Annotated in this window: 7 protein-coding genes and 2 pseudogenes; 4 read left to right on the top strand and 5 right to left on the bottom strand. The window is 61.5% G+C overall.

Annotation, left to right across the window (positions count from 1 at the left end; all coding sequences use genetic code 11):
• Window positions 1–9 precede the first annotated feature (9 nt).
• From OCX61_RS16260 to OCX61_RS16245, 4 genes are all read left to right on the top strand, one after another.
• On the top strand, window positions 10–639 hold the full coding sequence (locus OCX61_RS16260) for a response regulator transcription factor (protein ID WP_261940428.1): 630 nt from the start codon (window positions 10–12) through the stop codon (window positions 637–639).
• 113 nt (window positions 640–752) lie between these two features.
• Window positions 753–1,226 carry a MarR family winged helix-turn-helix transcriptional regulator gene (locus OCX61_RS16255; protein WP_085679303.1) on the top strand — a complete coding sequence of 158 codons (474 nt, stop codon included), beginning with the start codon at window positions 753–755 and terminating at the stop codon, window positions 1,224–1,226.
• A 30-nt stretch (window positions 1,227–1,256) separates the two neighbouring features.
• The gene (locus OCX61_RS16250) at window positions 1,257–2,450 is read left to right on the top strand and encodes an HlyD family secretion protein (RefSeq protein WP_261940427.1); all 1,194 of its coding nucleotides are present in this window, start codon (window positions 1,257–1,259) and stop codon (window positions 2,448–2,450) included.
• Entirely contained in the window at window positions 2,447–3,982 is a 1,536-nt protein-coding gene (locus OCX61_RS16245) for a DHA2 family efflux MFS transporter permease subunit (RefSeq protein WP_261940426.1), read from the top strand. Before OCX61_RS16250 ends, OCX61_RS16245 begins: the two co-directional genes overlap by 4 nt.
• A gap of 171 nt (window positions 3,983–4,153) precedes the next feature.
• On the opposite strand, the gene OCX61_RS16240 is transcribed toward OCX61_RS16245, so the two are convergent.
• The 5 genes and pseudogenes from OCX61_RS16240 to OCX61_RS16220 form a co-directional block, all read right to left on the bottom strand.
• Entirely contained in the window at window positions 4,154–5,680 is a 1,527-nt protein-coding gene (locus OCX61_RS16240; protein WP_261940425.1) for a type VI lipase adapter Tla3 domain-containing protein, read from the bottom strand.
• 113 nt (window positions 5,681–5,793) lie between these two features.
• Window positions 5,794–6,063 carry a PAAR domain-containing protein gene (locus OCX61_RS16235; protein WP_261940424.1) on the bottom strand — a complete coding sequence of 90 codons (270 nt, stop codon included), beginning with the start codon at window positions 6,061–6,063 and terminating at the stop codon, window positions 5,794–5,796.
• A 2-nt stretch (window positions 6,064–6,065) separates the two neighbouring features.
• Complete coding sequence (locus OCX61_RS16230; protein ID WP_261940423.1) at window positions 6,066–7,748, bottom strand: type VI lipase adapter Tla3 domain-containing protein; 1,683 nt, start codon at window positions 7,746–7,748, stop codon at window positions 6,066–6,068.
• Window positions 7,745–9,761: pseudogene (locus OCX61_RS16225) on the bottom strand (Tle3 family T6SS lipase effector). The gene OCX61_RS16230 and the pseudogene OCX61_RS16225 overlap by 4 nt, the downstream one beginning before the upstream one ends.
• Window positions 9,758–12,312, bottom strand: a pseudogene (locus OCX61_RS16220) (type VI secretion system Vgr family protein). The pseudogenes OCX61_RS16225 and OCX61_RS16220 overlap by 4 nt, the downstream one beginning before the upstream one ends.
• Between the last annotated feature and the right edge of the window lie 55 nt (window positions 12,313–12,367).

The following is a 12,367-nucleotide window of genomic DNA, read 5'->3' as shown; positions in this document are numbered from 1 at the left end:
GAGGGCAGGGTGCAAGCCAAGGTGTATGTGGTCGACGACGACCAGGGGATGCGTGATTCGACCGTGTGGTTGCTGGAGTCGGTAGGCCTGCAGGGCGTACCGTTCGCCAGCGGCCAGGCGTTTCTCGATGCCTGTTTGGACGATGGGCCGGCCTGCGTGCTGCTCGATGTACGCATGCCCGGGCTGGGCGGCATGGCGGTGCAGCAGGCATTGCGCGAGCGCGGCCTGCAGATCCCGGTGATCTTCGTCAGCGGCCATGCCGATGTGCCGATCGTGGTGCGGGCATTCAAGGCCGGGGCGAGCGATTTCATCGAAAAGCCCTACAGCGACCAGTTGCTGCTCGACAGTGTGCAGGCAGCACTGGAGCGGGCTGGGCAGGCGCGCCAGGACGACCTTGCGCTGGCCGCGGTGCAGGCACGCCTGGATGCCCTGACGCCCCGCGAGCGCGACGTGTTCGTGCCGCTGGCCCAAGGCCTGAGCAACCGCGAGATTGCCGAGCGCCTGGGCATCAGTGTGAAGACCGTGGACCTGTACCGGGCGCGGGTGATGAAGCGCCTGCATGCGGGCAGCCTGGCCGAACTGGTAGGCATGGCGATTGCCTGCAGGGCGGTGCAGGCACTGGGTTTGCGCGCGCTGTGAAACGTCGCCGGCAACGGCCGTTTCATGAATATTTGCATAGCCCCCTAATCAAAGCTTTGACATTCACTGCCTAGGCAGTAATATTTTTAAACAATTGCTTGAGCAGACCGCCGATGTCCCATTTCACCCCGGAAAATTTCCAAACCTGCGCCATTGGCATGCTGTTGGGCCGTGCGGCGATCCTGAAGGACCGCATTCTCGACTGGCACCTCGAATCGGAGGGCGTCACCGCCGCACAGTTCAAGGTGCTGATCATCGTCACCCAGTACGAGGTGGATACCCCGGCCGAACTGTGCCGCTACCTGGGCCTGGACAGTGGTTCGATGACCCGCATGCTCGACCGCCTCGAGCAGAAGGGCCTGATCCTGCGCAACCGCTGCGCCGATGACCGCCGCCAGGTGCGCCTGGCATTGACCGCCGATGGCCAGCGCCTGGCCGACCGCCTGCCAGAGATCGGCGCGGCGGCGATGAACGAACTGGTCGGCGTGCTGCAGCCAGACGAGTTGAAGACCCTCGAAGGTCTGCTGGCCAAGGTTCTGCTGGGTGCCGGCGACCCGCTGACGATCCGCCGCTTCGGCGATCGTTGATCCCTGTTACGCATATTCCAAGGTATTGTCATGGCCACTCCCGCAGACACCTCAACTCCCTCCGCCGACGCGCCCGCGTCGGGCAAGCGCAAGGCCTGGCTGCTCGGCCTGCTGCTGCTGGTGCTGCTCGCCGGTGCCGGCACCTGGGCCTGGTACAGCCTGGTCGGGCGCTGGCACGAAAGCACCGACGACGCCTACGTCAATGGCAACGTGGTGGAGATCACCCCGCTGGTGACCGGCACCGTCACCAGCATCGGCGCCGATGACGGCGACCTGGTGCATGCCGGCCAGGTGCTGTTGCAGTTCGACCCCTCCGACAGCGAGGTGGCCCTGCAGTCCGCCGAGGCCAAGCTTGCCCGCACGGTGCGCCAGGTGCGCGGCCTGTACAGCAACGTCGACTCGCTCAAGGCCCAGCTGGAAACCCGCCAGGCCGAGCTGCAGAAGGCCCAGCAGAACTACAACCGGCGCAAGGTGCTGGCCGACAGCGGCGCCATCGCCGCCGAAGAGATCTCCCATGCCCGTGATGACCTGACCGTGGCCCAGGCCGCTGTCAACAGCGCGCGCCAGCAACTCAACACCAGCACTGCACTGGTCGACGACACCGTGGTGTCCTCGCACCCTGAGGTGATGGCGGCCGCGGCGGACCTGCGCCAGGCCTACCTCGACCACGCCCGCACCACCTTGGTGGCGCCGGTGACCGGCTATGTCGCCAAGCGTACCGTGCAGCTCGGCCAGCGCCTGCAGCCCGGCACCGCGACCATGGCGGTGATCCCGCTGGATGAAGTGTGGATCGACGCCAACTTCAAGGAAACCCAGCTGCGCGACATGCGCATCGGCCAGCCGGTGGATATCAGCGCCGACCTGTATGGCAGCGAAGTCAAGTACAGCGGCACGGTCGACAGCCTCGGCGCCGGTACCGGCAGCGCCTTCGCCCTGCTGCCGGCGCAGAACGCCACCGGCAACTGGATCAAGATCGTCCAGCGCGTGCCGGTACGCATTCACCTGAGCCCTGACCAGCTCAAGGACCACCCGCTGCGCATCGGCCTGTCCACCGTGGTCGAAGTCGACCTGCACGACCAGAGCGGCCCGACCCTGGCCCAGCAGCCACCGCAGCAGGCCAGCTACACCACCCAGGTGTATGACCGCCAGCTGGTCGAGGCGGACGACCTGATTGCCCGGCTGATCCACGAGAACAGCGCCACCGGCAAGACGGCCCAGCGATGAGCAACAACGCCCAGGCCCAGTTCACCCCGCCGAGCCTGCTGCTGACGACCATCGGCCTGTCGCTGGCGACCTTCATGCAGGTGCTCGACACCACCATCGCCAACGTGGCGCTGCCGACCATTTCCGGCAACCTGGGGGTGAGTTACGAACAGGGCACCTGGGTGATCACCTCGTTCGCGGTGAGCAACGCCATTGCCTTGCCACTGACCGGCTGGCTGAGCCGGCGCTTTGGCGAAGTGAAGCTGTTCATCTGGGCCACGTTGCTGTTCGTGCTGGCGTCGTTCCTTTGCGGCGTGGCGCAGTCGATGCCGGAGCTGGTGGGCTTTCGGGTGTTGCAGGGGGTGGTGGCCGGGCCCTTGTACCCGATGACCCAGACCTTGCTGATTGCCGTGTACCCGCCAGCCAAACGGGGCATGGCCCTGGCCTTGCTGGCGATGGTCACGGTGGTGGCGCCGATTGCCGGGCCGATACTGGGTGGCTGGATCACCGACAGCTACAGCTGGCCGTGGATCTTCTTCATCAACGTGCCGATCGGCCTGTTCGCCGCTGCCGTGGTGCGTCAGCAGATGCGCACGCGGCCGGTGGTCACCAGCCGCCAGCCGATGGACTATATCGGCCTGCTGACCCTGATCGTCGGCGTGGGCGCGTTGCAGGTGGTGCTGGACAAGGGCAATGACCTGGACTGGTTCGAGTCTTCGTTCATCATTGTCGGCACATTGATTTCGGTGGTGTTCCTGGCGATCTTCATCATCTGGGAACTGACCGACCGCCACCCGGTGGTCAACCTGCGGCTGTTCGCCCACCGCAACTTTCGCATTGGCACCATTGTGCTGGTCGGTGGCTACGCGGGGTTCTTCGGCATCAACCTGATCCTGCCGCAGTGGTTGCAGACGCAGATGGGCTACACCGCCACCTGGGCGGGTCTGGCGGTGGCGCCGATCGGTTTGCTGCCGGTGATCATGTCGCCGTTCGTGGGCAAGTATGCACACCGCTTCGACCTGCGGGTGCTGGCGGGGCTGGCGTTCCTGGCGATCGGTACCAGCTGCTTCATGCGTGCCGGGTTCACCAGCGAGGTGGATTTCCAGCACATTGCCCTGGTGCAGTTGTTCATGGGGATTGGCGTGGCGCTGTTCTTCATGCCGACCTTGAGCATCCTGCTGTCGGACCTGCCGCCGCACCAGATTGCTGATGGTTCGGGGCTGGCGACGTTCCTGCGCACGTTGGGGGGGAGCTTTGCGGCTTCGTTGACGACGTGGATCTGGATTCGTCGGGCGGATCAGCATCATGCGTATTTGAGCGAGCACATCAGCCAGTTTGATCCGGCGACGCGGCATACGCTGGAGCAGATGGGGGGAGCGAGTGCGCAGCATTACGCGCAGCTGGAACAGATCGTCAATGCGCAGGCGTACATGATGTCGACGGTGGATTACTTCACCTTGATGACTTGGGTGTTTGCCGGGTTGATATTGCTGGTGTGGTTGGCCAAGCCGCCGTTTACGGCGAAGGCCGGGCCGGCCTCGGCGGGGCATTGAGGGCGTTCGCCGTGGCGTTTTTGCCGCCTGTGAGATCGAGCGCCGCCCGCGCGGCGCTCGGTCTCACAGGCGCTGAAAATGCCGTGGCGAACACCTCTTCACCTCATACGATCTTATAGCCCAGGCAAATGGGTTGGCTCATGCCCTGGCTACGTCGACATTGGGCAGCCCCTACTTGAAGGGGTCAGCGCCACGGTTCTGCTGGTTCTTCGCTTTGCGTGCCTCATCTGGCGGGCTGATCATCTGCACGGTGAGGCTGCCGTCGCTGCCGGCGTACACCACGGCACTGGCACCGCCGTCGAGGTAGCTGGCGATGGTGGCCAGGTTGATTTCCACCAGTGCGCTGCTGACGCCGGTATTGCCCAGGCGTCGACCGATGTCGTAGCCCTCGTTGACATTGCCCACATCCAGGCCTTGGCCATCGGTATTGAGGCCGTGCAAGGCGTTGGTCAGCGCGATTTCTGCTTCAGTGTTGTGAGTGGTGTCGTAGAACACGCGCAGCGGTTTTTGCCCATCGGGTAGGGTGTCGAGGGCCTTGAGCCAACCCGCCTGCAACGCCTTCGCCTGCAACGCGGGTTTGAGGCGCTTGCCGTGTTCGTCCTGCATCGAGACCTTGATCGGATGGTGCAGGAAACCCAGTACTGGCGCTGCGTCGAACTCCTTCAGCTGGTGTTCGGCCCAACGCACGGGCAGCCAGGGGGACGGTTCGAAATGGCCTGGGCCGCGGTTGTCGATGGTTTTCCACAAGTTAGGTAGTTGCGATTGCCAGTAGGCGGTGGACATGGTGCCGGGTGGTAATAGCACTTTATTGCCTTTGGCATGTTCGGCGGCTACATACCAATCTCCAAAGGCCTTGCTCCGGTCCCAATAAAACGCCCACAACTTGCCAAAGTCAGTTTTCTTGTCCTGATTGTCCTCGGCGTTACGGGTGACGAAGGGACGAATGTAGCGGTCCACTCGGTCCGAACGTGTGACCAGCAGGCCAGTCATGCTTTCGTAGATCGTCGGAACCACGTGGCCATTTTGCAATCCCGGTGTGCCGGGTTTGCGATAGCCGTTTCGCGTCACGTCACCGTCTTCGCTTGCGATCAAGGCTTGTGGCACCTTCGGGTTATCGTCAAAAAACGTGAACAGTCGCTCGATCATGCCTTGAGCATGCGTCGTGCTTTCATTGTCTTGCCACAAAAACTGGGTAACGCCCAAGGTCGCGGCGTTACGGCCTGAGTTGATCAGGCCTGCTGCACTGTCGGCGCTGTCGTAGGGGGCGGGCGGTCCCAGCGCAAACACCGGGATTGGCCAGTACGCTACTGCCTCACCTGCCGAGTTCTTGAATGCGATACGGACTTTGATGGCTGCAGAGTTTCTCCTGGAGGTTAATGACGGGTTGTAGTCTTTCGCGTCCTGCGAGTAAATCGATGCGAAATTATCGTTCTTCTTTTTTATGAACTGCCAGATTTTTGACTGGCCATCTGTGTAAATTCCAAGTCCGACTCCCCGAATTTCCAAGGCGTAGGTGCGAATTTGGGTGGTTTGGCGTTCGGCGTTTCTGAGCTCCATCTGGTTTCGATAATTGGCAAACTCTGCCTTCTCACTTGCCAGGGCATTGCCCCACCAGTGAATGCCGAAGATCATCAGTAGCGGGCCGACAATAGCAGCAATGCCCCAGGCCATGACGGGTTTCATGTCGCGAAGTACCATGCCAGCTTCCTGTGCTCTGAGTTGGACAATCCAGATGAAGCAGAGCCAGAGCACAAGCTGCACTCTGGCGATCCGCTGATGAGGTTTGGGTCTGGGCGGTCTAGAACGCGTGATTATTCAACGCTCACATTCAGCGCATGGCTGGCCACGCCGTGACACCCGCATGCCAACCGATGGCCTTGCAGCACCACCGGCTTACCGTTCAGGCGTCGGCTTGGATGCCCTTCGATGAAAGCGAAAACCCCTTGGTGGAGCGGGCAACTGGCCTTGTCGCCCAGCACCGCTGGCGTTTTACCGTTGACGGTGTGGGTGCCAGCCAGCTGGCATGACAGCACGCTGCCCCCGCTGCTGGTGGGGTCGCCCAGACAGATGGGAGGGTTCATGCCTAAGATCGTCCGATACTGGGGAGGCCATACTTGAAGGGGTCAGCGCCACGGTTCTGCTGGTTCTTCGCTTTACGTGCCTCATCTGGCGGGCTGATCATTTGCACGGTGAGGCTGCCGTCGCTGCCGGCGTACACCACGGCACTGGCACCGCCGTCGAGGTAGCTGGCGATGGTGGCCAGGTTGATCTCCACCAGCGCGCCGCTGACACCGGTATTGCCCAGGCGCCGACCGATGTCATAGCCCTCGTCGACATTGCCCACGTCCAGGCCTTGGCCATCGGTATTGAGGCTGTGCAGGGCGTTGGTCAGAGCGATTTCTGCTTCAGCGTTGTTAGTGGTGTCGTAGAACACGCGTACCGGCTTTTGCCCGTTGGGCAGGGTGTCGAGGGCCTTGAGCCAACCCGCTTGCAAAGCCTTGGCCTGCAACGCGGGTTTGAGGCGTTTGCCGTGTTCGTCCTGCATGGGAACCTTGACCGGACGGTGCAGGTAACCCAGCACGGGTGCTGCGTCGAACTCCTTCAACTGGTGCTCGGCCCAACGCACGGGCAGCCAGGGGGACGGTTCGAAATGGCCTGGGCCGCGGTTGTCGATGGTTTTCCACAAGTTAGGTAGTTGCGATTGCCAGTAGGCGCTGGACATCGTGTAGGAGAGTATCGGCGCTTTAGCGCCCTTGGCATGTTCGGCGGCTTTGTACCATTCTATAAATGCCTTGCTCCGGTCCCAATAAAATGCCCACAACTTGCCAAAGTCAGTTTTTTTGTCCTGATTGTCCTCGGCGTCACGGGTGACGAAGGGGCGAATGTAGCGGTCCACCCGGTCCGAGCGCGTGACCAGCAGGCCGGTCATGCTTTCGTAAATCGTTGGAACCACATGGCCATTTTGCAACCCCGGAGTGCCGGGTTTGCGATAGGGGTCTCGCGTCACGTCACCGTCTCGGCTCGCGATCAAGGCCTGTGGCACTTTGGGGTTGTCTTCAAAAAACTTGAACAGTCGCTCGATCATCCCTTGTGCATAGGCCGTGCTTTCATCGTCTTGCCACAGAAACTGGGTAACGCCCAAGGTCGCAGCATTACGGCCTGTATTGATCAGGCCAGCTGCCTTGTAACCTTTTGCATAAGGGTCGGGCGGCCCCAGCGCAAACACCGGAATCGGCCAGTAGGACACTGCTTCACCTGCCGAATTTTTGAATGCGATACGGACCTTGATGTTTGCGGAGCTTCTCCTAGTGTCTAGTGAAGGATCGTAATCTTTCGCATCCTGCGAGTAGATCGAAGCGAAATTGTCGTTTTTATTTTTGATGAACTGCCAGATTTTGGACTGACCATCTGTATTAACTCCAAGTCCGACACCCCGAATTTCCAGGGCGTAGGTGCGGATTTGGGTGGCCTGTTGTTCGGCGTTTCTGAGCTCTATCTGGTTGCGATAATTGGCAAACTCAGCCTTCTCACTTGCCAGGGCATTGCCCCACCAATGAATGCCGAAGATCATCAGTAGCGGGCCGACAATAGCGGCAACGCCCCAGGCCATGACGGGTTTCATGTCGCGAAGTACCATGTCGGCTTCCTGTGCTTTGAGTTGGACTACCCAGATGAAGCTAAGCCAAAGCACAATTAGCAGCCCGGCGATCATCTGATAAGGTTTCAAGTTGGGCCTTGATTTAGAGGGAGATGGGTGGTCCTTCATCGGTCAACTCCTTTGTCAGGTGAGTTGGCCACTAGAGGCGGCGGCGAAAGTGAGACCAGGCCTGAAGGTGGGAACAGACCTAATTCATAGTACTCACTACTGGCAATCACCAATTCTTGAGTCTCCTCACTCAGTCGCGGCCAAGCCGGTAGTTCTGTGATTCTCAGGAGGGTTTCTTCATCCACCTTCCAATCCGCAATTGCAACCAACACCTCCCGCATATCCGGATCATCAAGGCTGTGCGCCTGGCCAATAGCAATGTCCATCGCCGTTACCCAGCGCTGGTTTTCCGGGCTGCGCAAAATGGCCGAGTGGTAGCTGTTAGTCTCCCTTTCTTTCTTATCTTCGCGCATCCGCTTCTGGATATCATTAGGCGTTTCTTCACGAAAAATGACGTACTCTTTCACCTCTGAGCCTCGATACACGGGTACTTGGCTTATGGCTGAAGTTTGATCACCGGGCTCTTTGCCAGCGTTCAACCGGGCCAGTTCTGCATGCGAGTCCACGCGATGAGGGCTGGTACGCACCTTGAACCATTTGAAGCTGGCTTTCGGATTGCCCAGCGCGGAGCGGATACTCACGTCATCGGGGCTGTCCTTGCCTGCCTGGGTGGGTGTGCCCTGTTCTACCTCGCCGCCAAACAAAGTCTGGAGCATAGGGTGGGCTTAAAGGTTCGGCATTGATCAGTACTTCCTCACCTTTTGCTATTGGCGCTTGCGAGGCCACGGCGCCGCCTGACCACCCGCCAGGGTAGCGGGGTTCCCCTTTGGCACGCAGCACCGTCTGTTGTATGGCGTCGCCGACCAGTACCGGCTTACCGTCGCGATGACGCTTGGTCCACAGGCGCTGGTAAAACCGCACGGACTGCAACGCCGCCATCGCCGGTTTGCCGTCCGGCAAGGTATTGGGTACCCCATAGGTACCGATGCCATGCACGTCGTCCAGGGCGACGGTGGTGTCGTCCGGGCAGAAGTACAGGTAAACCTTGCCGCGATTATCACGCTCGGGAAAAACGGTGAAGTTGCCGACCGTGTCCCTGCGCGAGCCCTGTATGGGTGACCACCTGGGGCCCGTGCGACCGCCGTAGGTCTTGCTGTCCCTGAGCGCGGACAGCGACGGCTGGGCGTGGGGTGCCTGGGTGACTGCGGTGGCGATGTTGATCAATGTGGCGAGCGTGTCATGGCCTTTGGGGGTGGTTTTGGGTAGCACACTGTAAGGCGTGTCCACCATGATGACGGTGTCGGCACAGCGTTGGCCCTTGTCGATCAACAGGGCTTGCGCAAGCAGGGTAATCAAGGTGCCTTGACTGTGGCCCATGATGGTGATGGTTTCATCAGGCGATACACGGCGGATCTCACTGACCAACATGGCCAATCGCGTTGCTGCGAGTACAAAGTAACGCCGGTGTGGCCCTTTACCCATGTACTGGGTGTTGGAGAGCATGGGTTGTGCGAGATGCCGGATAGCCTTGGCAAAGCCTGGGCTGTACATCTCCAGCAGGTTGTTGGTGGCATTGGCGAAGAACCCGCCGCCTTTGGCGAAGTGCCGGTCCAGGCGGTTTTCGAACACGTCCTGGTATTGGCCGCGCAGTTTGGTCGGGTCGTCGTTTTTATCGCGCTTGATCTCGCCAGGCTCAGCGCGATAGCCCCAGTAAAACGGGATCATCAGGCTGCGTGTTTTCGGGTCGGCCGTGTCTCGCCGATAGAGGTACGTGTCTGGATCGTCCAGCTTTGCAATGTCATCTTCACTGCGCTCTTTAACTGGGCGTTTGTCCGCAGCACTGTAGGCAGCCCCATACCGCCCCGCCTTCAGATCAGGCCGATCCAGACGCTCATTCACCCCCTGGCACAACCCCGTCTCCACCGACTCGTAAGACGCCCCCGGGTCATTCACTCCGTGCAAGAAGATCACCACTCCCGGCAGGTCGGCGGGCACCTCCATTTTGCGTTCGGTGCTGAAGTTGGGTACCAGCCGTGTGACGCTTTCAGCCACGGTAATTTGATCGCCACTCATTGGCTGCCTCCTTTGCTGCTGGTGCTGCGCAAGGCAGCCACTTGCGCCTGGTGCATCGCTTCGCGTTCGACGCGTTCGGTAAGCCCGCTGGCGTCGGTCAGGCCTTGCACGGTGCTGCCGTCTTCGAGCGTGATTTGGTAGGCGTGGTCAACGGCCATCCGCACGCTGTCGTCGGCGTGCCCCGGGTAGTGGAAGGCCAGGCGTTGCGCCGCCGGGTCGCGGGTGAATGCCGGCACTTGGGCGCTGTCGGTTTTAGGTCCGACCCAGTCATGCTCACTGGCGTGGACGATCACCTTGCCCTGGCTGCCGATTTCGACGCCGCCACCGATCTTGATGTAACTGCCATCGTCGGCCACTAAACGGATGGTGGGTGCAGTGACGACGACCTCGCCTTCAGCGGCCGACAGGTGCAGGTTTTTTTGGGCATTGACGGTGATGTCGTCTTCCTGGGCCTGGACCAGTACTTTGCCGCGGTTGGCGATAGCGCTGATGCCTTCGTCCTGGGCGAAGGCACTGATGCCCTTGCCAGCTTGCAGGCGCATGGCGGCGCCGCTGGTCATTTGCAGATGGTCCTGGGCGGTGGTGTCGTGGTTCGCGCCGGCGTAGTGGGTTTGCGAGCGCGGTGTTGCACTGGCGATTCCCGCCTCGGCCGCAACGGCCATCACGGGGTCGCCCGGGCCGTCGCTGTCGGGCGCTGGCCACTGCTTCAGGGCCTGGCTCAAGGCATCGATGCCCTCGCTGTCCACCGCTGCACCCCCGCGTGCGGCGGCGGTTTGCCCAAGGCTCTTGAACAGCTCCCCGCACTCGGCCAGCAGCTTGAGCAGTTCTTCGCGGTCCAGCTGCGCCCCCGTGGCGTCGTGGCGTGCATAGGTGGTCAGCAGCAGGCCTTGGGCGGCGCGCAGGGCAATCGCGGCGTCGGTGCGCAGCTCGGCACCGTTGCCACGGGCCTTGGCCTGGCCGTCGGTCCGCGGCTCGGTGAGCTTGCCCAGGTTGAGTGCCGTGGCGTGGTGCGTGGTACCGACGCGGGCACGCAAGGCGCCCGGCGTGTCATCGAACAACAGCTCGTTGAAACCACGGCCCTTGTGCTCCTGGGTCTGGATGCCGGAGAGCGCGCGGTTGCCTGGCAAGCCTGAGGCCTTGCTGAAGCGCGGCGGCGTCTGCTCGGCGTTGTACAGCACCGAGGTGACCACGGGGCGGTCGATATCGCCGGCGAGGAAGGTCACCAGCACTTCCTGGCCGATACGCGGCAAGAACTGATGACCGAAGCCACTGCCAGCGCTGGGCATCGCCACCCGCACCCAGGTGGTGCCCTGGGGCAGGCTGTCGCCGCGCTGCCAGTGGAACCGGACCTGCACCCGCGCCAGCTCGTCAGTGAAGACTTCCTCGCCTTCCGGCCCGACCACGATTGCACTGAGCGGCCCGTTGATGGTGGGGCGCGGTACGGTGATCGGGTGGCGGTAAGGGATGCTCTGGCGAATGCAGACAAACTGGTTGTCGTAACCTGCGGGCTCATCGGAAAAGTAGTTGTTGCGGCCCTGGTGCTCGACCGACACCAGCAGGAACTGGCGAGCGTCCGCTGCGCCGCGTTCATGGTCGAAGTGCTGGGTGAGTTCGAAGCTGTAGCCCGGCCGCATGGCCCGGCAGTTGCTGCTGCCGCTGAAGGTCTTGGCCTGAGCTTCAATGATCTCCAGGTGGCGACGGACCAGCGACTCGCCGCCGTCGCGCTGGCCATGGCTGTAGGCACCGAAAAAATCGTAGACCTCGTAGGACGCGACGTCGCCCTGTTCATTGAGGCTGCCCATCTCGATGGACAAGGGATTTCTCGGTTGCTTGTAATCGAAGGTCTGGATGGCCATCTTGCCAGGTTGCAAGCCCCGGTGGCTGCGCCACTGGGTGATCGAGTCACTGGTCTCGGTGACGAAGGCGCTGTGGTAGCGGATCTGCGGTTGTTCGGGCAGCGCTTCCAGGCCCTGGGAGCGATCCGTGATGATCAGGCTGTGCCCGTCCTTGCTGTGATCGAAGTAGAAGAACAGGCCGTCCTGCTCCAGCAAGCGCAGCACGAAATTCAGGTCGGTTTCGCGGTACTGGGTGATGTAGCTGTGGGACTTGAGCGGCCTGAGCAGGTGAAACTCGAATTGGCGCAACCCGCCGTAGTGCTCGAACACCGTGCGGATGACCGTTTCGATGGTCTGCTCTTGGAAGATCCGCGAATCAACGCGTCGTGACAGCATCCACAGCCAGGGGCTGAGTGTCGCGCTGTAACGCGCCAGGCCGCCGTCGCTGCCCAGGAGGTTGAAGCGGGTGATGTGGCCATGGATAGGGCGCACGCCGCCGTCGGCAAGCTCGATCTCCAGAAGGGCGGGCTGGCCCATCAATGACTTGAGTTCGAGCCTGGCGTCCTGGCTGATCAGCGACAGCTCGAAGCTGAACAGCGTGGACAACCCTTCTGTGCCGCTGAAGTGCTCCAGCAACAACGCCTGGTCATCCTGGAGGGGGTGGTGAGTTTGATCAGGCGGCGGTTCTGTGGTGTAAAAATGCTCGTCAATTCCATCGACGTAATATCCCTGCGCAAAACAAGTCGCGGAAGGTAGCACAGGTTTTGGCAG

Origin of the sequence: Pseudomonas sp. LRP2-20, from assembly GCF_024349685.1 — a bacterium.
In the GTDB taxonomy this organism is placed as follows: domain Bacteria; phylum Pseudomonadota; class Gammaproteobacteria; order Pseudomonadales; family Pseudomonadaceae; genus Aquipseudomonas.
The sequence above is the reverse complement of the archived record's forward strand: the minus strand, read 5'-3'. Positions and strand labels throughout refer to the sequence as shown.

What these genes read in the sequence shown, in the direction of transcription:
- OCX61_RS16245 (WP_261940426.1), top strand. Translation starts at nt 2,447, where the DNA reads ATGAGCAACAACGCCCAGGCCCAGTTCACCCCGCCGAGCCTGCTGCTG.
- OCX61_RS16250 (WP_261940427.1), top strand. Translation starts at nt 1,257, where the DNA reads ATGGCCACTCCCGCAGACACCTCAACTCCCTCCGCCGACGCGCCCGCG.
- OCX61_RS16235 (WP_261940424.1), bottom strand. Translation starts at nt 6,063, where the DNA reads ATGAACCCTCCCATCTGTCTGGGCGACCCCACCAGCAGCGGGGGCAGC.
- OCX61_RS16240 (WP_261940425.1), bottom strand. Translation starts at nt 5,680, where the DNA reads ATGGTACTTCGCGACATGAAACCCGTCATGGCCTGGGGCATTGCTGCT.
- OCX61_RS16255 (WP_085679303.1), top strand. Translation starts at nt 753, where the DNA reads ATGTCCCATTTCACCCCGGAAAATTTCCAAACCTGCGCCATTGGCATG.
- OCX61_RS16230 (WP_261940423.1), bottom strand. Translation starts at nt 7,748, where the DNA reads ATGAAGGACCACCCATCTCCCTCTAAATCAAGGCCCAACTTGAAACCT.